Source organism: Halorussus lipolyticus (assembly GCF_029338375.1).
GTDB lineage: Archaea > Halobacteriota > Halobacteria > Halobacteriales > Haladaptataceae > Halorussus > Halorussus lipolyticus.
The window spans coordinates 233,205-255,934 of sequence record NZ_CP119804.1; the positions used below are offsets into that span (position 1 = coordinate 233,205).

19 protein-coding genes are annotated in these 22,730 nt (G+C 64.8%); 11 read left to right on the top strand and 8 right to left on the bottom strand.

All coding sequences use genetic code 11. From position 1 onward, the window contains the following. Positions 1–11 precede the first annotated feature (11 nt). Positions 12–881 carry a zinc ribbon domain-containing protein gene (locus tag P2T57_RS01240; RefSeq protein WP_276300659.1) on the top strand — a complete coding sequence of 290 codons (870 nt, stop codon included), beginning with the start codon at positions 12–14 and terminating at the stop codon, positions 879–881. On the opposite strand, the gene P2T57_RS01245 is transcribed toward P2T57_RS01240, so the two are convergent. Both P2T57_RS01245 and P2T57_RS01250 read right to left on the bottom strand, forming a co-directional pair. After that, entirely contained in the window at positions 882–1,973 is a 1,092-nt protein-coding gene (locus tag P2T57_RS01245) for a DNA topoisomerase IV subunit A (RefSeq protein ID WP_276300660.1), read from the bottom strand. Continuing rightward, entirely contained in the window at positions 1,970–4,369 is a 2,400-nt protein-coding gene (locus P2T57_RS01250) for a DNA topoisomerase VI subunit B (RefSeq protein ID WP_276300661.1), read from the bottom strand. The genes P2T57_RS01245 and P2T57_RS01250 overlap by 4 nt, the downstream gene beginning before the upstream one ends. A gap of 214 nt (positions 4,370–4,583) precedes the next feature. Here P2T57_RS01250 and P2T57_RS01255 point away from each other — a divergent pair, with 214 nt between their 5' ends. From P2T57_RS01255 to P2T57_RS01270, 4 genes are all read left to right on the top strand, one after another. After that, positions 4,584–5,906, top strand: coding sequence for an MFS transporter (locus P2T57_RS01255; protein WP_276300663.1), 1,323 nt, complete (start codon positions 4,584–4,586; stop codon positions 5,904–5,906). Next, positions 5,906–6,781, top strand: coding sequence for a DUF8173 domain-containing protein (locus P2T57_RS01260; protein ID WP_276300664.1), 876 nt, complete (start codon positions 5,906–5,908; stop codon positions 6,779–6,781). Before P2T57_RS01255 ends, P2T57_RS01260 begins: the two co-directional genes overlap by 1 nt. A 204-nt stretch (positions 6,782–6,985) precedes the next feature. Continuing rightward, entirely contained in the window at positions 6,986–7,207 is a 222-nt protein-coding gene (locus P2T57_RS01265; protein ID WP_276300665.1) for a hypothetical protein, read from the top strand. A gap of 24 nt (positions 7,208–7,231) precedes the next feature. After that, positions 7,232–7,942, top strand: coding sequence for a YqjF family protein (locus tag P2T57_RS01270; RefSeq protein ID WP_420028550.1), 711 nt, complete (start codon positions 7,232–7,234; stop codon positions 7,940–7,942). A 25-nt stretch (positions 7,943–7,967) separates the two neighbouring features. Here P2T57_RS01270 and P2T57_RS01275 read toward each other — a convergent pair whose 3' ends face one another. Continuing rightward, on the bottom strand, positions 7,968–8,666 hold the full coding sequence (locus P2T57_RS01275) for a type 1 glutamine amidotransferase domain-containing protein (protein WP_276300667.1): 699 nt from the start codon (positions 8,664–8,666) through the stop codon (positions 7,968–7,970). Positions 8,667–8,767: 101 nt separating this feature from the next. Then, entirely contained in the window at positions 8,768–10,624 is a 1,857-nt protein-coding gene (locus P2T57_RS01280; RefSeq protein WP_276300668.1) for a peroxidase family protein, read from the bottom strand. 213 nt (positions 10,625–10,837) lie between these two features. Between P2T57_RS01280 and P2T57_RS01285 the strand changes: the two genes are divergently transcribed. From P2T57_RS01285 to P2T57_RS01295, 3 genes are all read left to right on the top strand, one after another. After that, on the top strand, positions 10,838–11,665 hold the full coding sequence (locus tag P2T57_RS01285) for an ABC transporter ATP-binding protein (protein ID WP_276300669.1): 828 nt from the start codon (positions 10,838–10,840) through the stop codon (positions 11,663–11,665). A gap of 22 nt (positions 11,666–11,687) precedes the next feature. Then, positions 11,688–12,449, top strand: a complete 762-nt coding sequence (locus P2T57_RS01290; protein WP_276300670.1) for an ABC transporter permease — start codon at positions 11,688–11,690, stop codon at positions 12,447–12,449. A 161-nt stretch (positions 12,450–12,610) separates the two neighbouring features. Beyond that, the gene (locus tag P2T57_RS01295) at positions 12,611–13,057 is read left to right on the top strand and encodes a pyridoxamine 5'-phosphate oxidase family protein (RefSeq protein WP_276300671.1); all 447 of its coding nucleotides are present in this window, start codon (positions 12,611–12,613) and stop codon (positions 13,055–13,057) included. Positions 13,058–13,061: 4 nt separating this feature from the next. Here P2T57_RS01295 and P2T57_RS01300 read toward each other — a convergent pair whose 3' ends face one another. Continuing rightward, the gene (locus tag P2T57_RS01300) at positions 13,062–13,910 is read right to left on the bottom strand and encodes an ABC transporter permease (protein WP_276300672.1); all 849 of its coding nucleotides are present in this window, start codon (positions 13,908–13,910) and stop codon (positions 13,062–13,064) included. After that, complete coding sequence (locus tag P2T57_RS01305; protein ID WP_276300673.1) at positions 13,910–15,046, bottom strand: ABC transporter substrate-binding protein; 1,137 nt, start codon at positions 15,044–15,046, stop codon at positions 13,910–13,912. Before P2T57_RS01305 ends, P2T57_RS01300 begins: the two co-directional genes overlap by 1 nt. Before the next feature lie 222 nt (positions 15,047–15,268). On the opposite strand from P2T57_RS01305, the gene P2T57_RS01310 reads away from it, so the two are divergent. The 3 genes from P2T57_RS01310 (at position 15,269) to gyrA (ending at position 20,771) form a co-directional block, all read left to right on the top strand. Continuing rightward, positions 15,269–16,162: a mechanosensitive ion channel family protein gene (locus tag P2T57_RS01310; protein ID WP_276300674.1), complete on the top strand. Its 894-nt coding sequence runs from the start codon at positions 15,269–15,271 to the stop codon at positions 16,160–16,162. Positions 16,163–16,281: 119 nt separating this feature from the next. Beyond that, positions 16,282–18,201 (top strand): DNA topoisomerase (ATP-hydrolyzing) subunit B, encoded by a 1,920-nt coding sequence (gene gyrB / locus P2T57_RS01315; protein WP_276300675.1) that lies wholly within the window; start codon positions 16,282–16,284, stop codon positions 18,199–18,201. Positions 18,202–18,236: 35 nt separating this feature from the next. Continuing rightward, complete coding sequence (gyrA, locus tag P2T57_RS01320; RefSeq protein ID WP_276300676.1) at positions 18,237–20,771, top strand: DNA gyrase subunit A; 2,535 nt, start codon at positions 18,237–18,239, stop codon at positions 20,769–20,771. Here the strand turns inward: gyrA and P2T57_RS01325 are convergent, their stop codons facing one another. After that, positions 20,772–21,431 carry an HAD family hydrolase gene (locus P2T57_RS01325; RefSeq protein ID WP_276300677.1) on the bottom strand — a complete coding sequence of 220 codons (660 nt, stop codon included), beginning with the start codon at positions 21,429–21,431 and terminating at the stop codon, positions 20,772–20,774. It lies immediately after the preceding gene. Between the two features lie 370 nt (positions 21,432–21,801). Continuing rightward, positions 21,802–22,722, bottom strand: coding sequence for an arginase (rocF, locus tag P2T57_RS01330; protein WP_276300678.1), 921 nt, complete (start codon positions 22,720–22,722; stop codon positions 21,802–21,804). Between the last annotated feature and the right edge of the window lie 8 nt (positions 22,723–22,730).

A 22,730-nucleotide genomic window follows, 5' to 3' on the forward strand; every position in this document is an offset into this window, starting at 1 on the left:
AACTTGTGAACGTGAGTTCTCGCACCACTCCGAACTTCTGTTCGCAGTGCGGGGCGTCGCTGTCGCCTAGCGACGCGTTCTGCTCGTCGTGCGGAACCGCCGTCGGCGACGGCGCGACGAGTGGGGAAACGACCGCCGACACAACCGCCAGCGGTCCCAGTTCGAAGACCGCCCGCGGTCGGCGCGACTTCCGCCGCCGCGTCGAGGACCTCGCGGTCGATGGGTGGGACGTGAAACACGACTACGGCGACCGGGTGGTGATGGTGAACCGGGGCATCGGGTCGGTCCCGATGCACGCCCTGCTGTTCGTGACCACCAGCGGGGTCGGCAACCTGCTGTACGCGTGGTACAGCTATTCGCTCGGTGCCGAGCGCGTCGAACTCCGGGCCGACGGCACCGAACGCTACTCGTCGGACGACTACGACACCCCGACCGAGTGGGACCTCAAGTCCGCCATCGGCGTCGCTGGCGGCCTGACGCTCGCGGCCACCTTCGCGCTCGCTGGCCTCCTGTTGCTCTGGGTCACCTCCTCGCTCGTCATGACCGGTCTCTCCCTCGCCTTCCTGCTGGCGGGCCTCGTCTCGGTCCCCTTCGGAACCCAGTTCGCGCCGGGGTTCGAGTCGCCGACCACGTTCGGCCGGCGTCGCACGACGGACTCGACGGTCGCCAACGCACCGAACCGACCCTGCTCGGCCTGCTCGCGGCCGGTCGGAACCGGCGTCCGGCGGACCTACGCCGAGTGCAGATACGTCGCCGGAATCCCGGTCGAGACGCTCAACGAGGGCGAGAACTGCTACTGTCGGACCTGCGCGAACGGCGACCCGTTCGAGCGAAACGCCGGAAACCGAGAGGAACGGGAAAAGAGCGCCGAGTTCGCCTGATTACAGCACGCCCATCTCGGTCAGACGCTCGGGCAGATAGGTTTCGGTCACGAAGTCCAGTCCGTGAGACGCCAGCGACTGCTGTTCGGACTTCTTGCCGATGTCCAACTGAATCTCAATTTGCTCCTCCCAGTAGTCGGTCTGGAAGCGCGGGTCCTCCAGTTCCGATTCGAGCGCGTTGATGTCGGAGTCCGACAGGGGGTCGGTCGGCAGGTCGTACTCCACGATGTCTTCGGGTTGGATGCCGATGAACTGGGCCTGCGGCGTGGCCAGATACTCGCTGAGGTGGGCCGACTTGATGGACCCGTAGGCCACCGAACTGAAGATGCGGTACGACCACGGGTCACCGTCGGCGAACACCGTCACCGGCAGGTCGAGTTCGTCGTGGAGGCGCTTGGTGATGCGCCGTGTCGCTCTGGCGGGTTGGCCCTTGAGGTGGACGATGATGGTGTTGTACTCCTCGTCGAAGCCGTTTTCGACCAACCGGTCGCGCATGCCACCGGTCTCCACGCAGAGGACGAAATCGGCGTCGTTGTCGAGGAACTCGATGGTGTCGGGGTTGTTCGGAATCTGGTAGCCCCCTTCGCCCACGTCCTCCTGACAGTGAATCTCGCGTTCGCCTCGCCGGGTCTGCTCGCGGATGTGGAGCGGTCCCATGATGGTCGCGCCCGACTCCTCGGGGCGCATGTGGAAGTCCTCGCGGGTAACCTCCGAGACGATTTCCAAGTCCTCGACCAACTGATTCGACTCGTCCTGCGACGAGAACTGGGCTTCGTCCACGTCCCAACTCTCGCTGAGGTAGTAGAGTTCACGCAGGGTGGACGACCGGTCCTCCTGCAACTGCTCGGAGAGGAAGTCGATGGTGTAGATTGCCTTCAGGAGTTTCCGAGCGCCCCGGACGCTGTTGGCGCTCCGGGTGCTTTCCCGGTCGCCGTAGACCCAGACCTCCTCGTCCTCGTCGAAGACGATGTTGCTCTTGGTCCGGGTCGGGACCGACATCTCGGGGATTTCGCCCCGGTCGAACTGGTCGTAGAACTCCGCGGCGAGGTCGATGAGTTTCTCTTGGGCTTTGGCTTCGTTGTCTGCGCTCATTGGTTGACGGTGAGTTTGGGGTCCTCGATTCCTTCGACGCTAACGTCGAACTCTGCTTCGCCTTCGATTTCGTACTCCAGCACTGCTTCGTCGCCGCTCCCGACAGTCGGCGACCACTTGACGAACCACTCGCCGTCCATGTCCACAGCGGTCGCACCGTTCGAGAGGTTCCGTGGCTCTGCGCTCACGATTTCGGTGATTTCGGGTTCTTCGTTCGTGCTGGAGTTGTTCTCGACCGCGAGGCGGACCTTCCCGTCCTCAACTTCGCGCTCGACCAGCACGTTGTTCATGATTCGGGCCAGCGCGTCCTCGTACTGGGGTTCGCTCTGGTCGGTCACGTCCGCCAACTTCTCGGCCATCTCGGGCAGGATGGAGGCGATGACGTTCTGCTTCTTCTTGCGCTTCTGGAGGGACTTGCGCTTGTTGAGGTAGGATTTGAGTTCCCTCGCGGCCTCCCGAATCGCCAACTCGATTTCGTCCTCGATTTCGGGGACGTTGGCCACCGCGTCCTTCGATTCGCTGGTGAACGGGACGTTGGTCGAGGCGACATGAACCATGATGACGGCCGGGCCTGTCGGGATGCCCGACCCGCCGGGTTGGCTCAGGTTGTAGTTGCGCCACCCGATGGATTTCACCACGTCGGTCGTGGCACAGGCCCCGCGCTGGTAGACCAGCGGGACCCGGTTGGCGAACCGGAGCACGTCGGCCTGTCCGTCCTCGTCCAACTCGCCGCCGTAGGCGATGCCGGCCTCCACGATGAAGGGGTCGCCGCCGTGAACGTCGGCGTCACGGGTCGAGGCCGCGTAGAAGTCGGCGTCGAACTCCTTCTTGAGTCCGGCCTCGACGAGACTGTCGGTGATGGGCGACAGGCAATTGGTCGGCGGGGAGATGATGTCGGTCTCCTTCATGGCCTCCAGCAGGTCGCTGGCCATGTCGCGGTTGTCCACGAACTCCCGAACTTTGGGTACCGCGTCGGGGACCGTCATCATCGTGTTCCAGACCTCCATGACGATGTTCTCGCGGGCCGTGTCGCCGATGGTGGCGTCGTCGTACTCCTCGGTCTGGTCGGCTGACCGGTCCACGTACTCCCGAAGTTCGTCGTGAGTGGCTCTGTCGCGGTCGTTGCCCTTCTCGAATCGCTTTTCGAGGCGCTCGGCCAGTCCGCGGACCGTCTCGTCGTCCTTCCGAGTGCTGGTCGCCTTGTCCACGAGTTGGTAGAGGTCGCCCGCCCTGTCGTCGGTGAGTTGCTCCCACGCGGCTTCGACCACGTTCTCCTGTACCGTGTCGCCGAACGTCACGTTGAACGTCTCGCCGTCGCCGACCTCCTCGGCGGTCTCGGCCACGATTTCGACCAGTTCGTGGTGAGCGAGTCGATTCCGGGCGACGATTGCATCGGCTACTTCGTCACCGAACGCCTTGGTCGCGTCAGCAGTTTTGTTCGAAACTGCGTTGGCGACTGTACGGGCGAGGTCGGATTTCTCGTGTTTCTGGGGCGGTTGCCACGCGGCCTCCCGACCGAAGTGGCGGTCCCGGAAGTTGTCGAGGATGGAGTCGGCAGTCTTGCGGCCGACGCGGGTGAACTCCTCTTGGACGAACCCCGAGACGCTGTGGGAGTCGGTCGCCACGAGCATCTTCAGGACCGTGCCGAGTTCGACGCCGTGGGGATGGGGGCGTATCTCCTCGGTCTCGGCGGGGAGTTCGTCGGTCGCTCGCTCGTACTGGCGAGGTTCGTCCATGCTCGGTTCCTTGAACGTCAGGCGAGCGTGGGGGTTGACGACCGCGGTGTGTTGGATGTACTTGACCAACTGAGACCGGGCCCGCATGTTGGCCTCCATCTCCAACTCGATGCGGGTGCCGTGGGTCCGGTCCCAAGAGGTCGTCCCCGAGTTCTTGATTTCGGGTTCGTTCTCGTCGGTGTCGATGATTAGCTCGAAGTACTCGGCTTCGGCGCTCCCTTTCGTCCGACTGGTGATTCTGGCGGGCTTGCCGGAGGTGAGCTGAGAGTGGAGGACCGCGGCCGAAATCCCAATCCCCTGCTGGCCGCGGGACTGTTCTCGGGCGTGAAAACGGGACCCGTAGAGGAGCTTCCCGAACACTTTGGGGACCTGCTCTTTCGTGATGCCGGGGCCGTTGTCCTCGACGATGAGGGTGTAGTAGTCGCCCTCGTCGTCGATTTCCACGTAGATGTCGGGGAGGATGCCAGCCTCCTCGGTCGCGTCGAGCGCGTTGTCCACCGCCTCCTTCACAGCCGTCACCAATCCTCGGGCACCGCTGTCGAACCCGAGCATGTGCTTGTTCTTCTCGAAGAACTCGGCGATGGAGATTTGCCGCTGGCTCTCGGCCAGTTCTTCGGCAATCCCCTCATCGTCGCCGAGGGTCGACTGGATAGATGGCATTCTGTAGTAGCCCGTAACCGCGTGGATGTTAAAGGCTTCTCGGTGAACCACGGTGAAAGTGAAAGTGATAGCTGTCGCCGGGGTGCGATAGCCGTAAACCATAAATCGATATATCGAATCTCGGTCCGTCAGCCTCGCGTAGAGACTCTCCGGTCGGAGTACCGGCAGGTTCGACGCGAGGTTTGAAGGGCGAAACCGTCGATTTCCGAGAGGAATGCGGTTCGTCACCTACGCTCGCCGACGAGAGTGGACGCCGATGCTCGGTTACGGCCTGTTCGTCGGGTTCATGGCGGTCGGGTACTACTACAACGTCACCTTCGTCCAGTTAGGTCTGCTTGACTTGGGGACGCGGTTGGTGGGCATGACCGAGGAGCAAGTCTCTCTCTGGATGGCCGCGCTCGCTCTCCTGACGCTGTTCGTCGCGGTCGTTTCCGGAGTCACGATGGACCGGAAGGCGTGGAGTTCCGACCTGCTGGTCAAGTTCCGACTGCTGTTCGGCGTGGTCGCGCTCCAGTTGGTTCTCACGCTGGTCGCGCCGTGGATTCGGACCGTCCCGGCCTTCGGCGCGTGGATTCTGGCGGGGTCGGTCGCGCTCGGGGTGGGGATTCCGGCGTCGTTCGGCCTCGCAATCGACCTCGTACCGGTCGAGGACCGAGGGTACGTTTCAGCCGCGATTACGGCGCTGGCGTACTTCACGGCGAACGTCTACCCCCTCGACTGGCAAATCGAGGTCTTCAGCGCGGTGATGGTGACCGCGATGGTTCCGGGAGTGGCGGCGCTCGGCGTGCTGGCGTCGGGGCGAGTCGGGCCGGTGAATCGCGTCGTAGCACGACTCGCGGACCAGCACGACGAGTTCGGCGTCGGGCGGTTCTGTCGGGGCGAGTCGGGACCGGTCCGGACCCGGAGTGTCGCGTTCTGGGGGCCCGTGGTGTTGATGTTCGGGGTGTTTTTCGTGGACAGTCTGGGCTTCCTGCGAATCATCGAGACGCCCTCGTTCGTGCTGAACGCGTGGCAGTCCCCGGAGTTTTCCGACCACCTCGCCATCGGCGTGGTCCACGTCGCGTCTGCGCTGGTCGCGGGGGTCCTCTACACCAACTTCGAGCGAAACTGGCTGTTCCTGTGGGTGTTCGGCCTGTTCTCGCTGACCCACCTGTTCTACACGACCGACGTGCGGACCGCGGCGTGGTTCCCGCAGTTGGCGGGTGGCCCGGCATCACCGCTCAACTCGGCGGTCTACGCCGTGGCGGTCAGTTTCTACACCACGCTCAACTTCGCGCTCTGGCCCGACCTCTCGACGCCGGAGACGATTGGGACTCACACCGCGGTCGGGGTGGGTCTGGCGGGGTGGCTGGCGACCTTTCTCAGCACGGCGCTGGCGCTCTACTTCGAGACGGCCGAGGTGACGCTCCTGTCGCACCTCAACGTGGTGAACGCGCTGGCGCTGTTGCTGTTCACGGGGTTGGTGGTGGCAATCTACCTCCGGCGACTGATTTCGGCGGCACGTAGCACGGACCCGAGTTCGGGGGTGCGTCGCTGATGGCCGACCCCGCCGAGGTCCTGCCCCTGCTGGTGGTCGTGGTCCTGCTGATGACTGCCAGCGGACAGCATCCCGACCGGATGACGGTCCACTTCGACGGCGACCGGCAGGTCACGCAGGTCGAGGAGGTACTGGTCGTGGGCGGCGGACGCGCGACGATTCCGGCGGAAGCGTCCTCCAACGGGACCGTCTACGTCGTCGGCGGCGAGTTCCGCGTCCGGGGCGAGTTCGACGGCGACGTGACCCAACTCGCGGGCAACGTCTCGGTCGCAGACGGCGGCGGGATTGCCGGCGAGTTCCAGACCGTCGCCGGCAACGCCTCGATTGCGCCGGGCGCGGCGATTGGGTCGCGCTCGCGGGTCCAGTTCGTCCAGCGCGAGGCGTCGCCGGTCGCCGATTGGGGCTTTCTGGCCGTGCAGGCGCTGGGCCTCGCCATCGTCGGGGCGCTCCTCACCCGGCGTCGGCCCGAACTCCTGCGCAACGTCGGGGACTCCATCGTCCACCACTCGGTCGTTAGCACCGTCGTCGGCGCGTTCACCGGCGCGACGGCCCTCGCGCTGTTCGTCTTCATGGCGTTCACCCTGATTCTGATTCCGGTCAGCCTGTTCGGGATGGCCGTGGGCCTGCTGTCGGTCGGATACTCGTCGCTCGCCTACGGCTATCTGGTCGGCCAGAGACTCCCCATCGACCAGCAGGATTTGTCCGCCGGGGTCGGCACCGCGGCCTTCGTCGTGGGCTTGGATTTGCTCGGTCGGGTGCCCCTCCTCGGCGCTGTCGCTCAGTTCTTGCTCGTCGTGACCGGCCTCGGCGCGGTGCTAATCACCTACTACGGTTTTCGGGAGTTCGAACCGGCACTATCGAGAGGAGCGGACTAAGAATCGTATAGGTTTCTCTTAAAAATGTATTTTTATATTTAGCATTCAAAAACAATGCTTAGAGAGCCAATAGCCGTGGGTGGAGAGTCAAGCCGACGCCATCGCAGTTCTGGGTTCACGCCCACAGTCAGATACCGCAGTTCAGACTCATAGCGATTGACGAACGAGACGACGCTTTTGACGCTTGCCCACGTAACCCAAATCGTGAGTCGAACACTGAGCGTTCTCCTGAGTTGGCTGAGTTCGTTCGTCGTTGCGTGTCTCGTCGGAAGCGCCCTCAAAGACCGCCGAACCGGCATCACAGCAGGCCTCGTCTCTGCGACCATTGCCGCGGCGGTCAGTTGGCTGGCCTACGACATCGTAGACGCCGCCGAGGAGCGACGGGCGACCGAAACCACCCCCGAACCCTTTAGTGACGACTCCTAACCTCCGGATATGCTCACCCTCCACATGGGCTGGCGACACCTGCTGTTCGCCAACTGGCCCGTTCCCGCGGAAATCGTGGCCCCCCGAATCCCCGACGCGCTCGACGTGGACACCTACGACGGCGATGCGTGGCTTTCGGTCGTGCCCTACGTCAACGTGGACGTGCGACCGAAACAGCTACCCGCCGGCACCGGCGTCCGCCTGCCGGAACTCAACCTGCGGACCTACGTCCGCCCCGACGAGGACCGATTCGGCGACGAGGACCCCGGCGTCTACTTCTTCAGCCTCGACGCCGACGGCCTGCCGGGGGTCGGACTGGCGAGCGTCCTCGGCGCGCGCCTCCTCCACGCCCTGCCGTACTACTACGCCGACATCGACTGCGTGGCGAGGGATGGCTCCATCAGTTTCGAGAGCAGACGCCGCCACCCCGGCGCGCGCCCGGTCCGGTTCCGTGCGACCTACGGGCCGACCGGCGACCGGTTCCGCCCCAATCCCGGTTCGCTCGCAGAGTTCCTGACCGAACGCTATCGGTTCTACACCGAGGACCCGCGCGGTGGGCTTCGCTACGCCGACATCCGCCACGAGCGGTGGCCACTCTCAGACGCGACCGCCGAAATCGAGGAGAACACCCTCTTTCGGGCCGACGGGTTCGCCCATCCCGACAGCGAACCCGTCTGCTACTACAGTCCGGGCGTGGACGTTCTGGCGTCGCCGAACCGGCGACTCGGAAAATGAACCGCAGAGAAAAGCCGAGAAGCGTTTACGCCGACGACTCGACGCCGAGTTCGTCCAGTAGAGTCGTCGCGCCCTCGTGAGACGATTCGGGGCCTCGCGCGGTCACGAGGTCGCCGTCCACTTTCACGCTCACGTCGGAATCGACCTCGGCGTCCCAGTTGCCGCCCGCGGCTTTCACTTCGTCCTCGACCCAGTAGGGCATCTTCCGGCCGTCGGGAAGCACGTCGTTGTCGTCCACGATGGCCTCGTCCCACTCGTTCGGGAACCCGGTCACGTCCCGGCCCGAGGCGATTGGCTCGCCGTCCTCGTCGTCGGCGAACGCCAGTAGGGCGACGGCGTGGCAGACGACCATCGCCTTACCATCCTCGCCCGAGACGGCCTCGCTGAGCAACTGGCGGGCGTGTTTGTCCTGATTCACGTCCCACTCGGTGCCGTGGCCGCCGGGGAACACCACGGCGTCGTAGTCGTCGGCCGAGACGCTGGCGACCGGTTCCGGGTTGTTGAGACGCTCGTCGTTCTCGTGAGCGTCTTTCACGCGCTCGGCGGTCTCCTCGTCTACGAACTGCTGGTCCGTGTCGGTCGAGGTCGGGTCGAGGACCGGCGGCGACCCGCTCGGCGTAGCGACCGTGATGTCGAATCCCTCCCCGTCGAGCGTCTGTAGTGGCTCGACGCATTCTTCTCCCCAGTACCCCTCCTCGCTGACGACGAATAGTGCAGAAGGCATGCGTCCGTACTTGGGACGCCTCGCCTAAACCCACTTCGCCAATCGACTTTTCCCGGTCGAGTTTCCCGTCTTTTCATCGGTTCGGGACTTCTCGAAAGATTTCAGACCGTGCCGGTGTAGTCGAACGTGAAGTCCAGCATGTCGGCCATCGTGTAGACGCCAGACCCCGCGTCGGAGGTCGGAAGCGTCGGGTCCCACTCCGGTTGGACGACGTGATAGGAACTCGGGTCGGTCTCGACGAGGCCGACCAGCACCTCGGCGACGATGCGACTGCCGACCGGGCCGAGGTGTTCGCCGTCGGCCAGTTCGTCGGCCTCTCCGAGCGTGTAGTACCACAGCGGGGCCTCGGTCTCCTCGGACACTTGCTGGCCCGACCCGGCTTGGCCGTTGTAATCGTGGATGAGTTTGTCGAACCCGATTTGCTGGTTCGACAGGGGGTCCTCGCCGAGCGCACGGGCGACGGCTTGCCCCGAGGGCAGGTCGAGTCGGCGTCCTCGGACGAGGTTCCGGGATGCCAGCGACGCCGCGAAGTCCGGACCCTCGGCCATCTGGAAGAACGGCAGGTTCAGCAGTTCGGCCATCAGTTTCGGCTCGATGGGTCGGCTCTGCTCGACTTTCCCCGAGCTATTGATGTCGAAGAAGTACCGCCAGTCCACGACGTTATCCGACGAAACCGGCTGGAACCCCGCGCCCAGACTGTTAGCCATATCCTGCCCGAATAGCGGGAGACTGCCGGAACTGTCGTTCACGTCGTACTCGCGGCGAATCATCCCGTGGCCGAATCGATAGACCGCCCCGGCGAACTCCACCGGGATGTAGGGTTCGTCGTCGCGCTCGGTGAGGAAGTATCGGCGCTCGGCCAGCACGTCGCTGAGAACGTCCGTGTCGCAGACCGCGGGCAGGAACTCGTTCAGCACTATCCAGTGGTAGTGCCAGCGAACCAACTGCTGGGCCTCCTCGAAGACCTCCTCGTCGGGGGCGTCCCGAATTTCGTCCACGACCGCGTTGTGAAACCGGTGGAAGGCGTGCTGTAACTGCGAGATGACGAGGTTCTCGTCGTTTCGCGGGTCGCCGATGAGCGCCACGCCTTGGGAGTTCCGCGGGAGGTCCTCGAAGTCCCCGGCGTCGTTCTCGCCGAGGAGGAACTTCTCGGGGTCGTCCATCTCCGAACTCGGGGTCCCCGGCATCGGCGCGCGCTGGTAGAGGAAGGGACTCCCCTCGGGACCCGACCCGTACACCGAGTCGAGGTCGAGTCTGGGCGTCCGGAAGTTCCGGAGCGCGTCGGGGTCGTTCTGGCGCGAGAGGCTCGAAAGCGGGTCCAGCGTGATGTCGTGGTCGATGAACTGCCCGAGGAAGACGATGCCCGAGGACACCGAGATGTCGTCGGACTGCTCGTCCGGGTCGTCGGACTCCTCCATCGGTCCGCCGTCGCGTCCGACGTGGGCCAGAAACTCCGGCGGGTGGTCGGCGGGACTCAGGTACGGAAATAGCCGACCGAACCGGCCGTGGCCCGGATGACTCGGCGTACGGGGAACGTTGAGCATCCCGCGCTCGGCCGCCATCCCGTGATGGGGCATCGTCCTCGACATCGGTTTCATCATCGTCTCCATGCTGAACGAGGGCATCCCGCCGTCGGGAATCGCGGTAGGCGTCGGTCGGTTCGCCGCGCTCCGAGGAGCCTCGATTTCGAGCGTCACGTCGTCGCCGACGCGGGCGGTCTCCTCGGAGACGACCTCACCTGCGAGGACCACTTCGACCGTCGCGCGAGTCTCCGGCGAGGCCGCCTCGCCCGGAAGTCCGAGCGAGAATCGGCCGTCGGCGGTCGTTTCGGTTCGTTCGATTCGTTCGGCGCGTGCTTCGGTGGAGTCGTCTGCAGGGGGCCGCAGATGAACTTCGGCGTTCGGTATCGGGTTTCCGGAGCGGTCTCGGACCGCTCCACGTATCTCGGGAGTAGTCATGCCAGTCACCCAACCAGATAGTTCTACATAATCAATTATTAAGGTATCTCGTCTCGATTGTCATATTGCACGACGTTCATGACGAGATTCGGTCAGCTCCGCGGTTCGTTTTCGCGTCTCGACTCCTCGGTTCGACCGTGGTCTCCTCGGCGGTGGCGGGCCGAGACAGGCGTAAACCACCTATGGTTCGGGGCCGTCAGTAGTCACAACTCGATGGTGGGGGACGAAACCGGTGCGCGGGCGACCGACGAGTCGAGTCGAGAGCGTCCCGAGCGCCCCGAGCGCCGCGGGACGGCCATCCGACTCGACGGCGTAGGGGTCGATTTCGAGGCGGTTCGGGCCTTGGCCGACGTGGACCTCGACGTGGCCGAAGGCGAGTTCGTGACGGTCATCGGTCCCTCCGGGTGCGGGAAGACCACGATGCTCCGGACGGTCGGCGGGTTACAGGACCCCACCGAGGGGACGGTCAGAGTCGAGGGCGACCCGCCGGACCGTGCGAGAGAGGACGGCGAGTTCGGCTTCGTCTTCCAGCGCCACGCCCTCCTCCCGTGGAAGTCGGCGCTCGAAAACGTGGTCTTCCTCCGGAAGATGGCCGGGAAATCAGCGGACCGCCAGCAGGCCCGCGAGTTGCTGGCGACGGTCGGGTTAGAGGGGTTCGAGGAGGCCCGGCCCGCCGAACTCTCGGGCGGGATGGCCCAGCGGGTCGCCATCGCTCGGGCGCTCCACCTCGGGGCGTCGGTCCTGCTGATGGACGAACCGTTCGGCGAACTCGACGAGTTGACCCGCGAGGAGATGGGCGTCGAGGTCCGGCGGGTGTGGCGCGACCAGCGCAAGACCGTGCTGTTCGTGACCCACAGCGTGCCCGAAGCGGTCTTCCTCGCCGACAGGTGCGTCGTGATGAGCGCCAATCCCGGCGAAATCGAGGCCGTCTTCGACGTGGAACTGCCCCGGCCCCGCGACGAATCGGTGTACGGGACCACCGCCTTTCAGGAGCAGGTCGCGCAGGTCAGAACTGCGCTCCACGAGGGGTACGAACGCTGATGGCGGCGTCGTTCCGAGGGCGATGAGTTACGCCGACCGCATCCCGGCCGCCGGTCTCTCGCTTCCGATTGGGGCGCTCGCGGTGGGCCTGCTGGCGTGGTGGGCGGTCGTCGCGCTGGCGGGGATTCCGGCCTACCTGCTTCCGACGCCGGTGGCCGTCGCCGAGCGACTCGCCGACCGGCCGGGCCTCTACCTCCGGAACGGGGCGATTACGCTCCGGCGGATTCTGGTCGGCGGGGCGATGGGCGTCGTCGGCGGGTTCGGCGTGGCCGCGATTGTGGCCCACTCGACGCTCCTCCGGCGGGCGCTCTCGCCGTATCTGGTGACCGCGCGGGTCCTCCCGAAAATCGCCGTCGCGCCGCTCCTGCTGGTCTATCTCGGAACCGGGGCGAGGACCGCCTCAGTGTTCGTCGCGCTGGTCGCGTTCTTCCCGACGTTCGTGAGTTCCGCCTCGGGGTTGGCCGAGACCCCCGACGAGTACCTCGATTTGCTCCGGTCGGTCGAGGCCGGTCCAGTCCGGACCGTCCTGTTCGTCCGGATTCCGGCCGCGCTCCCCTCGGTGTTCGCCGGTCTCAAGCAGTCGGCGGCCCTCGCGGTGGTCGGCGCGGTAGTCGCCGAGTGGATTCTGACCGACGCCGGACTTGGGTATCTGGTCCTCATCGGCGCGGAGAACGTCCAGACCGACATGGTGCTGGCCGCTGTCGCGGTGCTGTTCGCCGAGGGGATGGCGGTCTACGGCGCGGTGGTCGCAGTCGAAAATCGGGTTTCGTGGCGACTCGACTAAGGAATTGTATCGTTGTCCGAAGAACATCTTAAAGACGCTTAGACATCTAACAATCTGTCTTTTAAGAATGTGGATATTGCTTTCGGGCAGGACCCTCCCGTCGCCAGCGCGCAACGCCGCGCCCCCAAGCCGTTTTCTCTCCCGGCGTCGTAGCGCCACGCATGGAAGGGCTTCGGTGGGTGCAACTGAGCGAACAGGAACTGGACGATTTTCTCGGAGACGGCGGCACGGGGACCCTCTCGTTCTCGACCGAAATCGAGGAGCCACCCTTCTCCCTGCCCGTCTCCTACGGCTACGACGGCGACGGGCACCTCTACTTCCGTCTCGCCTTCCCGGACGGGAGCAGGAAGGCGGGCCTCCTCGACAACCCGGTCACGTTCGTCACCCACGCCCGAACCGATGGGCGATGGCGGAGCGTCGTCGCTACCGGCGGACTCGAAGACGTGTCCGACATGGACTACGATTCGGCCGCGGTGCAGGGGATGTGGGCGGTGGACATCCCGGAGGTGGACGTGTTCGACCGGCCGCCCGAAGAAGTCGAGTTCCGGCAGTTCCGCCTCAATCCCGAGACGCTGACGGGGCGGAAGGAAGTCGAGTCGGACTCGTAGCGGCCTACCCCCAGTCGGCCCGACGCTCGACCAGCGCGGGCACCAGATAGAACCCGACCCCCAACACCGCCAGCACGCCGAGCGCGGCGACCATCCGGGCGGTCTGCAGTCGCGTCGAGGCCCGAAACACCCGATAGCCGATACCCGCCTTCAGCGTCAGGAACTCGGCGACCACCGCGCCGACGACGCTCACGGCGGCCGCGATTTGCAGACCGGCGAACGCCTGCGGTGCGGCAGACGGGAGGCGAACCCAGAGGTACTGGCTGAGTTCCGAGGCCCCGACCGACCGCGCCAGCGCCACGAACTCCTCGGGAGTCGCGGACAACCCCTGATACGTCGCTATCGTCACCGGGAAGACGGCCAGCGTGCCGGCGAGCAAGGCCCGCGCCGGCACCCCGTCGCCGAACCACCGAAAGAGGAGCGGCGCGACTGCGACGACGGGGACCACCCGGAGGGCGACCACGTAGGGTCGGACCACCGCGCGGGTCGTCTCGGACGCCGACATCGCCACAGCGAGGACGCCACCGACCAGCGCCCCCGCCACCAGTCCACTCCCGGCGGTCAGCGCCGTGACGCCGGCGGCCTCGACCAGTTCGGGCCAATTCTCGGCGAGCGCCCCGGCCACGTCGCCCGGACTCGGGAAGACCACGCTCGGGACTTCGGCGGTCCGGGCAGTCGCCCACCACCCGACGACGAGGACTACTGCCACACCAACCGGCGGGACAGCCCGCCCGACGAACGCGGATGCGGACTCGGTGAGGGACCGCGAACCGGACGCTCGCGCCGGAGTGGTGTTCGGTCCGCTCGCATCCGACCGGCCCGCGCCGGACGCCGGCGACCCCGGTTTGGCCATCAGTTGCTCCTGTCCTCGGTCGTCGTCTCCGCGTCGGTTCCGGTGGTCGTGGCGGTCGATTCGGACGGCGTGACCTGTTCGGCGTACTCGCCGACGAACTGGTAGTCCGTATCGAGGTGGTCGTTGGTCCAGACCGACGCGGGGTCGGTCTCACCGCCGAGGAGGTCGGCGTCCAGAAGCGCCCGATACATCGTCTCCCACGGTTGGGCGTCGCTCCATCCCCACCCGTGCTGGCGGACCGATTCGGAGAGAACGTAGTCGCTGGCCATCTCGACCCACTTCGCGCGCTGGGTCTCGGCAGTTTCTTCGAGCGCGGGGTTGGCCGCGACCAGCATGTCGGTGGCCTCGTCGGGGTTGTCGGTGGCCCACGCCGCTCCGCGGGCGGTGGCGTTCAGGAACCCCCGGACGACATTGGGGTTGGCCTCGGCGAACTCCGGATTCGTGCCGACGACGTGGCCGTAGGAGGGGATGGTCTCGGCCACCGGAATCGAGTAGACTGTCTCCGCGGACTGGCGCGCCACCACCGCGTCGGCGAACACTCCTCCGGCGGCGTCGATTTTGCCCCCTAAGAGCTGTTGCACCGTGTCGAAGCCCGTATCCACGAGTTCGACCTCTGAGAGTACGCCTTGCTCCTCCAGCAGGAGTTTGGTGAGAATCCGGACCATGCCGGGACCGGTGCCGACCGTCTTGCCCGCGAGTTGGTCGATGCGCTCCATCTCACTGCCGAAGGCGTCTCGGGTCGTGAACACCACCACCGGGCTTTTCTGCATCACGACGCCGACCGATTGGGGATTCAGTCCGCGGGTGTTGATGTTGAGTATCTGGCTCGCGCCGGTGATGGCGAACTCGGTGTTGCCGAGGCCGACCTGCTTGGCCGCGAAGTCCGACCCCTGCCCGGACTGAATCTCGGCGAGGGTCACGCCCTGCTGGTCGTAGTAGCCCCGCGCTTTGGCGGCGTAGTAGGGCACGTGAAGTCCGTTAGGCTTCCAATTCAGCAGGAGGCGTACCCCGTCGGATTGGGCGGTCGCAGTGATGCCGAGTTGACTTGCGAGTGCTGTGGCTCCCGTCGCTCGAAGGAACTGCCGTCGTGTCTCCCCCATCGTTATCCCGTCGGGGAACACGACTATCAGTGTCATAATCGTTCGGGGACGTTCGGTCGCGGTCACCCTGCTGGCGCGACCGAGGACCCAATCGGTTCGGAGGGTGCGGACGATGGACTCCTCGACGCAAGCCTGACGCTCCCCGGACGGTTTGGTGGTGCTTACTCGTCGGTATCACTCCTCGCGGGTATCCGCCGACTAGTAATCGCTTGTTTCGACCCGAACTCATTTGTCGAATGTCGCCGATATGGCAGGAGCATGCTACCGCTCCAACAGTTCGACTGGCCGACCACCATCGAGGAGTTCGTCGCGCAGTTCGGGGACCTCCTCTGGGCGGTCGTCTCGTTCGTGGTCGCCTTCGTGGTGGTCTACCTTCTGGTGCGATACGTGCTGGTGAAACTCGTCCGCGGGTCGCTGTCGGCCCGCGGGTTCGACCGAACCGTCGTCCAACTCGCGGCCAACACCGCCAGAGCGCTCGCCTTGTTCGTCGCCATCGCAGTCGCGTTCACGGTCGCCGGGTTCGGAAGCTTTCTCGCGGCCTTCGCCACGCTCGGCGGTGCCCTCGCGTTAGCACTCGGGTTCGCCGCCCAAGACCTCATCTCAAACTTCGTCGCGGGGATATTCATTCTCAAGGACAAGCCCTTCGAGGTCGGCGACTGGATAGAATGGAACGGCCAGTCGGGCGTGGTCCGGGAAATCGACCTCCGGGTCTCGAAACTCGAAACGTTCAACAACGAGGTGGTCACGGTTCCCAACTCCGAACTCGCCAACAACGCGGTCACGAACCCGATGGCCAACGACAAACTCCGCCTCCAGTTCGTCTTCGGTATCGGGTACGACGACGACATCGACGAGGCCGCCGACATCATCCTCGAAGACGCTCGCTCGCTCCCGGACGTGCTGGACGACCCCGAACCCTCGGTCCGGACCACGGAACTCGCCGACTCCTACGTCGGCCTCGAATCCAGAATCTGGATAGCCAACCCCGAACGGGGCAAGTTCAAGTCGGTCCTCTCCGAACACGTCAAGGGCGTCAAGGAGCGATTCGACGCCGAAGGCATCGACATGCCCTACCCCTACCGGCAACTCACCGGCGGCATCTCCATCGAGGAGATGGGCGAACTCGACCAAGCGGACGTGACCGGCGATTAGCGACGACCCGCGACGAAAGGTCAGGATTCCGGGCATTTTCTCGGAATCGTGACACCGGTTTCGCGCGCGCGTGTGCGAGGGATTTATCAATGCGGAACCGCTATCCTGAATCAGGTTTTATGAGTCAGGAAAGTGAATACGGGGCCGGGCAAATTCAGGTTCTCGAAGGCTTACAGGCCGTCCGAAAACGCCCGGCGATGTATATCGGTTCTACCGACGCACGAGGGTTACACCACCTCGTGTTCGAAGTCGTTGACAATTCTATCGACGAGGCACTCGCCGGTTACTGTGACTCGATTGATGTGAGCATCCACGACGACGGGTCGGTCTCCATCGCCGACGACGGGCGGGGTATCCCCGTGGACACTCACGACGAGTACGACAAGCCCGCGGTCGAAGTCATTCTGACCGTCCTCCACGCGGGCGGCAAGTTCGACAACAAGTCCTATCAGGTCTCCGGCGGCCTCCACGGCGTCGGCGTGAGTGTCGTCAACGCCCTCTCGGAACTCCTCGAAGTCGAGGTCAAGCGCGACGGCGCGCTCTGGCATCAGGAGTTCGAGGGCGGCGAACCGACCACCGAACTGGAGCGCGTTCGGGACCTCGAGGACGACGAGGAGACCGGCACCGAAATCCGGTTCTGGCCCGACAGCGACATCTTCGAGACCACCGAGTTCACTTACTCGACGCTGGAGAGTCGCCTGCGCGAACTGGCCTTCCTCAACTCCGGGGTCGGCATCTCGCTGGCCGACTTGCGAGGAGATGACGGGAAGTCCGACACCTTCGAGTACGAGGGCGGAATCCGGGAGTTCGTCGAGTATCTGAACGAGACCAAAACCCCCCTCCACCAAGAGGTCATCTACTTCGAGGACGAGGACCAGAACATCCAAGTCGAGGTGGCGATGCAGGCTACCGACGAACTGCAAGGGTCCATCCACGCCTTCGCCAACAACATCAACACCCGCGAGGGTGGGACCCACCTCACCGGGTTCAAGACCGCCCTGACGCGGTTCGTAAACGACTACGCCAACGAGAACAACCTCTTGGGTGACTTGGACGAGAACCTGAAGGGCGAGGACGTTCGCGAGGGCCTCACTGCAGTCATCTCGGTCAAACACCCCGACCCGCAGTTCGAGGGCCAGACCAAGACCAAACTCGGCAACAGCGAGGTCCGGGGCATCGTGGAGTCGGCGGTCCACGACGGACTGGCGACCTACTTCGAGGAGAACCCGACCACCGCCGAGGCCATCGTCTCGAAGGCCGTCGAGGCCGCCAAGGCCCGGAAGGCCGCCCAGAAGGCCGAGGAGCTAACCCGGCGAAAGAACGCGCTGGAATCGACCGCGCTCCCCGGCAAGTTGGCGGACTGTCAGTCCCGAGACCCAAGCGATTCGGAGCTATTCGTGGTGGAGGGCGACTCAGCTGGCGGTTCAGCCAAACAGGGCAGAAACCGCGAGAATCAGGCCATCCTTCCCATCAAGGGGAAGATTCTGAACGTCGAGAAACACCGCCTCGACCGCATCTTGGAGAACGACGAGATTCGGTCGCTCATCACCGCCATCGGCACCGGCATCGGCGAGGAGTTCGACATCGAAGAAGCGCGCTACCAGAAGATTATCGTCATGACCGACGCCGACGTGGACGGCGCGCACATCCGGACGCTTCTGTTGACGCTCCTCTACCGGCACATGAAGCCCCTCATCGAGGCCGGATACGTCTACGCCGCCCAACCGCCCCTCTACCGGGTCAGGTATCGCGGTAACACCTACGACGCCATGACCGAGGAGGAACGCGAGCGAATCATCGAGGAGAAGTGCGACGGTACCCCCACGCAGGTCCAGCGATTCAAGGGGCTTGGCGAGATGAACCCCGACCAGCTATGGGAGACCACGATGGACCCCGAGAACCGGATTCTCAAGCGAATCACCGTCGAGGACGCCGCGGCCGCGGACAAGATGTTCTCGGTCCTGATGGGTGATGCGGTCGAACCCCGCAAGGAGTTCATCAAGGAACACGCGACGGAAGCCGAGTGGGTAGACATCTAACCGTCGGCAGTCGAGAAACACCACCGACACAACATATGAGTTCAGACGTACCAGAACCGACTGACGTAGATGCGGCGCGCGTCGAAACCGCCCGCATCGAAGACGAGATGGAGCAGAGTTACATCGATTACGCGATGTCCGTCATCGCGGGTCGCGCCCTCCCGGACGTTCGGGACGGGTTGAAACCGGTCCACCGACGCATCCTCTACGCGATGCACGAGGAGGGCGTCACCAGCGGCTCGGGCCACCGCAAGTCGTCGTCCATCGTTGGCGAGACGATGGGTAACTTCCACCCCCACGGCGACAGCGCCATCTACGACTCGCTGGTCCGGATGGCACAGGACTTCTCGATGCGCTATCCCCTCGTGGACGGACAGGGGAACTTCGGGTCCGTGGACGGCGACCCCGCCGCCGCGATGCGGTACACAGAGGCCCGGATGGCCCCCATCGCCGAGGAACTGCTGGCCGACATCGAGATGGACACCGTGGACTTCTCGGCCAACTACGACGACCGACTGACCGAACCCGACGTGCTTCCGTCGGCGTTCCCCAACCTGCTGGTGAACGGGTCGTCGGGCATCGCGGTCGGAATGTCCACGAACATCCCGCCCCACAACCTCGGTGAGGTCATCGACGCGACGGTCGAACTCATCGAGAATCCCGACGCGACGGTCGAGGACCTGATGGAACACGTGAAGGGACCGGACTTCCCGACCGGCGCGAACATCGTCGGAAAGAACGCGGTTCACGCGGCCTACAAGACCGGACGCGGCCGAATCCGGGTTCGCGCCGAGTACGAAATCGAGGAGCGCGAGAAGGGTTCGGACCGCATCATCATCACGGAACTGCCCTTCCAGACCAACAAGGCCCGGATGGTCGAGAAGATTGCGAACGCGGTCAACGACGGCTCTATCGAGGGGATTCGGGACCTGCGCGACGAGTCCGACCGCGACGGCATTCGCATCGTCGTGGAACTGAAGCAGAACGCGATGGCCGAGGTCGTCAAAAATCAGCTTCTGGAGAGTTTCTTGGAGAAGACTTTCGGCGTCATCAACCTCGCGCTGGTTGACGGCCAACCGCGGGTCCTCTCGCTGAAGGAGACGCTGGCCCACTACCTCGACCACCGGAAAGAGGTCGTCCGGCGCCGGAGCGAGTACGAACTCCGAGAGAAGCAGGACCGCGCCCACATCCTCGAAGGCCGGTTGACGGCGCTCGAACACGCCGACGACGTGGTGGACATCATCCGAGACGCCGAGGACCGCGACGACGCCAAGGCCGACTTGCGGGAAGCCTACGACTTCTCGGGCGACCAAGTGGACCACATCGTCCGGATGCAGTTGGGGAGTCTGACCTCGATGGAGTCCGCGGAAATCGAAGACGAGTACGAGGAGGTCCAAGCCCGAATCGAGCGTCTGAACGAGATTCTGGACTCCGAGTCGGAACTGCTGGCGGTCATCGAGGAGGAACTCCTCGAAATCAAGGACGAGTACGCCGACGAGCGCCGGACCTCGTTCATCGAGAACACCGACGAGGTGACGCGCGAGGACCTGATTCCCGAGGAGGACGTGGTGGTCGTCGTCACCGAGCAGGACTACGTGAAACGCATGCCGGTGGCCCAGTTCGACGCCCAGAACCGCGGCGGCAAGGGCATCATCGGCGGCGACATCAAGGAGGGCGACAGGGTGTCGAAGGTGTTCCGCGCGAACACTCACGACTATCTCCTCTGTTTCACCAACCAAGGGCAGGTCTACCGCCTGAAGACCTACGAGATTCCCGAGATGTCCCGGACGGCGCGGGGCAAGTCGGCAATCAACCTGCTGGAGTTGGACGACGGCGAGGAGATTACCGCGGTGGTCAACACCGACGACTTCGAGGACGACGAGTCGCTGAGTATGGTCACGCGAGACGGGTACGTCAAGCGGACCTCTGCGTCGGAGTTCGACAACATCCTCTCGACCGGTATCATCGCCGCGAAGTTGGAGGACGGTGACGAACTCGTGGACGTGAAAGTCACCGACGGGTCGGCGGACCTGCTGGTCGCCACCCGCGAGGGCATGTCGATTCGGTTCGACGAGGACGAGGCCCGCGAGATGGGCCGCAACGCTCGGGGCGTCCGGGGTATCCGACTCGAAGGTGACGACCAAGTGGCCGGGATGGTTGCGGTCGGCGCGGAGACCGACCGCGACCTGCTGACCGTGACCGAGTGCGGATACGGCAAGCGGACCGCTCTCACGGAGTACCGCAAGCAGTCGCGTAACGGCAAGGGTCTGGTGGACATCAAGACCGGCGACCGGAACGGCGACGTCACGTCGGTCAAGTCGGTCGGTCCCGCCGACCACCTCGTCATCATGAGCGAGGGCGGCCAAATCATGCGCATCCGGGCCGAGGACATCTCGCAGGTCGGCCGGAACACGATGGGCGTGAAAGTGATGGAAGTCGAAGACGGCGACAGCGTGGCCAGCGTGGACGTGCTACCCGCCGAGACGCCAGACGGGAGCGCAGAGGCGGTGGACAGCGTTGAAGACGTAGAGAGCGCAGAAGACGTAGCGAACGCCGAGAGCGGCGAGTAGCTACCGCACGATTTCTGCGATTCCGTGAAGGTCTCGGACCTCGTAGGTCGGTTCGACCGAGAGCGACACGTCCTCGCAGTGGTCGCGCCGGATGAAGACCGAATCGAGGTCAGCGCGGTGGGCCGCCTCCACGTCGCTCTCGCTGTCGCCGACGAACAGCGCCGACTCCGCCCCGAGGTCCGCCAGCGCCAGTTCGAGGAAGTGCGGGTCGGGTTTCTTCTTGTCCAGACTCTCGACGCCCATCTGGCGGCCGTAGTAGGTGTCGAAGTGGTCCGCGAACTCGCAAAAGTCCAGCAGGAACTCGATGGTCGCGTGCTGGTTGGAACTCACGATGCCGAAGTCGTGGGGCAAGTCGGTGACGGCAGACACGTCGTCGTAGCGCGCTCGGTCGCCGTCCCGGAACTCCTCGCGCTGGGCCGCCGAGGCGTGGCGGTCCCGCGCCGACCAGAACTCGTGGGGGTCGAGGTCGTAGGGGTCGCAGACCGCCTGTAGGCTTTCGGGGGTTACTCCTCGGAGAACGTCGGCGACGTGGGCCTCCTCGGGGTCCTCGACGCCCACCGCGCGGAAGGCGTCCTCGGCCGCCCGGCGCAGGGTCTCGTCCGAGGGGGGTTCGACCAGCACGCCGTCGTTGTCGAACAGAATCGCGTCGTAGTCGGTCATCCCTCTCTCAGGGCGCGCCGGGCGGACTTGGGAGTGTCGGTTTTCCGTGGGGTTCCGCGTCGGTTGGTGCTTCCGGCGTTGGTCTCGTACTCCGCCTAAAGACAATTATTTATTTCTTTAACAATTATTTATGTTTCTTTAGTGAATGTATGTGTTTGCACACACTCGATGCCGGTCTTGGCCCTGAACCGCGCTCGTACCCCCGGAACGAGGCGACACTCCGCCCAAGCACACGGACGAACGAGCGGCCAGTCGTCACCTGCGACTACCCAACTGACCAACCGCCGAAAATCAGCATACGGCGCTCTGCGCCGTTTCACCGCGAGCGAGGCCGGCTGTCGGCGGCCTCGCTCGCAATAAAAAGGTCGTTCTACAGGATACGCTTCCCGAGTCCACTGGCGGCCAGTTCGGTAGCGAGTTCCGCCGTCTCGTTGTGTTCGTCCAGAATCGCGTTGACCTCCACGACTTCGAGGGTCCGCAGAACGTCGTCGGCCTCGTCGCGCTCGGCCACTTTTTCGAGGGCAGTGTGGGCCTCCCGATAGTTGACGCCGCCCCGGACCGGCGTCCCGACGCCGGGTGCCTCCTTCGGGTCGAGCCAGTCCATGTCGAGGCTGACGTGGATACCGTCGGTGCCGTCGGTGGCCACGTCGAGGGCGTCCTCCACGACCGGAGTGACGCCGCGCTCGTCGATGTCCGACATGGTGTAGGCGGTCACGTCGCTGTTTCGGATGGCCTTGCGCTCGTCGTCGTCCAGACTCCGGAGGCCGACGATGGCGACGTTCTCCTCGCTGAGATTCGGCGCGTTGGCCCACTCGGTATCGGCGAAGTCGCCGATGCCGAGGAGCGCCGCCAAGGGCATCCCGTGGACGTTGCCCGAGGGCGAGGTCGCGGGCGTATTGAAGTCGCCGTGAGCGTCGAACCAGACCACGCCGATGTCGGCGTCGCGCGCCGACCCCGTGACGGTCCCGATGGCGATGGAGTGGTCGCCGCCCAGCACCAGCGGGAACTCCCCCGAATCGAGGGCGTCGGCCACCTCGTCGGCGAGGTTCGTGCAGACCTCCGCGGTCTCTCGCAGGAACTTGGCGTGGCCCTCGGTGGGTTGCTCGGCCTCTGGGTCGCGCTCCTCGGCCCGCGGGACGTGCAGGTCGCCCGCGTCGGTCACGTCGAAGCCGAGGGCGTCGAGTTCGTCGGCCAGTCCGGCGTAGCGGATGGTGGACGACCCCATGTCCACGCCGCGTCGGTCCGCGCCGAGGTCCATCGGGACGCCGATGATTCGCACCTGTTCGGTCATGCTTGGAA

What these genes read in the sequence shown, in the direction of transcription:
- gyrB (WP_276300675.1), top strand. Translation starts at nt 16,282, where the DNA reads ATGAGTCAGGAAAGTGAATACGGGGCCGGGCAAATTCAGGTTCTCGAA.
- P2T57_RS01250 (WP_276300661.1), bottom strand. Translation starts at nt 4,369, where the DNA reads ATGCCATCTATCCAGTCGACCCTCGGCGACGATGAGGGGATTGCCGAA.
- P2T57_RS01275 (WP_276300667.1), bottom strand. Translation starts at nt 8,666, where the DNA reads ATGCCTTCTGCACTATTCGTCGTCAGCGAGGAGGGGTACTGGGGAGAA.
- P2T57_RS01270 (WP_420028550.1), top strand. Translation starts at nt 7,232, where the DNA reads ATGGGCTGGCGACACCTGCTGTTCGCCAACTGGCCCGTTCCCGCGGAA.
- P2T57_RS01280 (WP_276300668.1), bottom strand. Translation starts at nt 10,624, where the DNA reads ATGACTACTCCCGAGATACGTGGAGCGGTCCGAGACCGCTCCGGAAAC.
- rocF (WP_276300678.1), bottom strand. Translation starts at nt 22,722, where the DNA reads ATGACCGAACAGGTGCGAATCATCGGCGTCCCGATGGACCTCGGCGCG.
- P2T57_RS01310 (WP_276300674.1), top strand. Translation starts at nt 15,269, where the DNA reads ATGCTACCGCTCCAACAGTTCGACTGGCCGACCACCATCGAGGAGTTC.
- gyrA (WP_276300676.1), top strand. Translation starts at nt 18,237, where the DNA reads ATGAGTTCAGACGTACCAGAACCGACTGACGTAGATGCGGCGCGCGTC.
- P2T57_RS01325 (WP_276300677.1), bottom strand. Translation starts at nt 21,431, where the DNA reads ATGACCGACTACGACGCGATTCTGTTCGACAACGACGGCGTGCTGGTC.
- P2T57_RS01300 (WP_276300672.1), bottom strand. Translation starts at nt 13,910, where the DNA reads ATGGCCAAACCGGGGTCGCCGGCGTCCGGCGCGGGCCGGTCGGATGCG.
- P2T57_RS01295 (WP_276300671.1), top strand. Translation starts at nt 12,611, where the DNA reads ATGGAAGGGCTTCGGTGGGTGCAACTGAGCGAACAGGAACTGGACGAT.
- P2T57_RS01255 (WP_276300663.1), top strand. Translation starts at nt 4,584, where the DNA reads ATGCGGTTCGTCACCTACGCTCGCCGACGAGAGTGGACGCCGATGCTC.
- P2T57_RS01285 (WP_276300669.1), top strand. Translation starts at nt 10,838, where the DNA reads ATGGTGGGGGACGAAACCGGTGCGCGGGCGACCGACGAGTCGAGTCGA.
- P2T57_RS01245 (WP_276300660.1), bottom strand. Translation starts at nt 1,973, where the DNA reads ATGAGCGCAGACAACGAAGCCAAAGCCCAAGAGAAACTCATCGACCTC.
- P2T57_RS01260 (WP_276300664.1), top strand. Translation starts at nt 5,906, where the DNA reads ATGGCCGACCCCGCCGAGGTCCTGCCCCTGCTGGTGGTCGTGGTCCTG.
- P2T57_RS01290 (WP_276300670.1), top strand. Translation starts at nt 11,688, where the DNA reads ATGAGTTACGCCGACCGCATCCCGGCCGCCGGTCTCTCGCTTCCGATT.
- P2T57_RS01305 (WP_276300673.1), bottom strand. Translation starts at nt 15,046, where the DNA reads ATGACACTGATAGTCGTGTTCCCCGACGGGATAACGATGGGGGAGACA.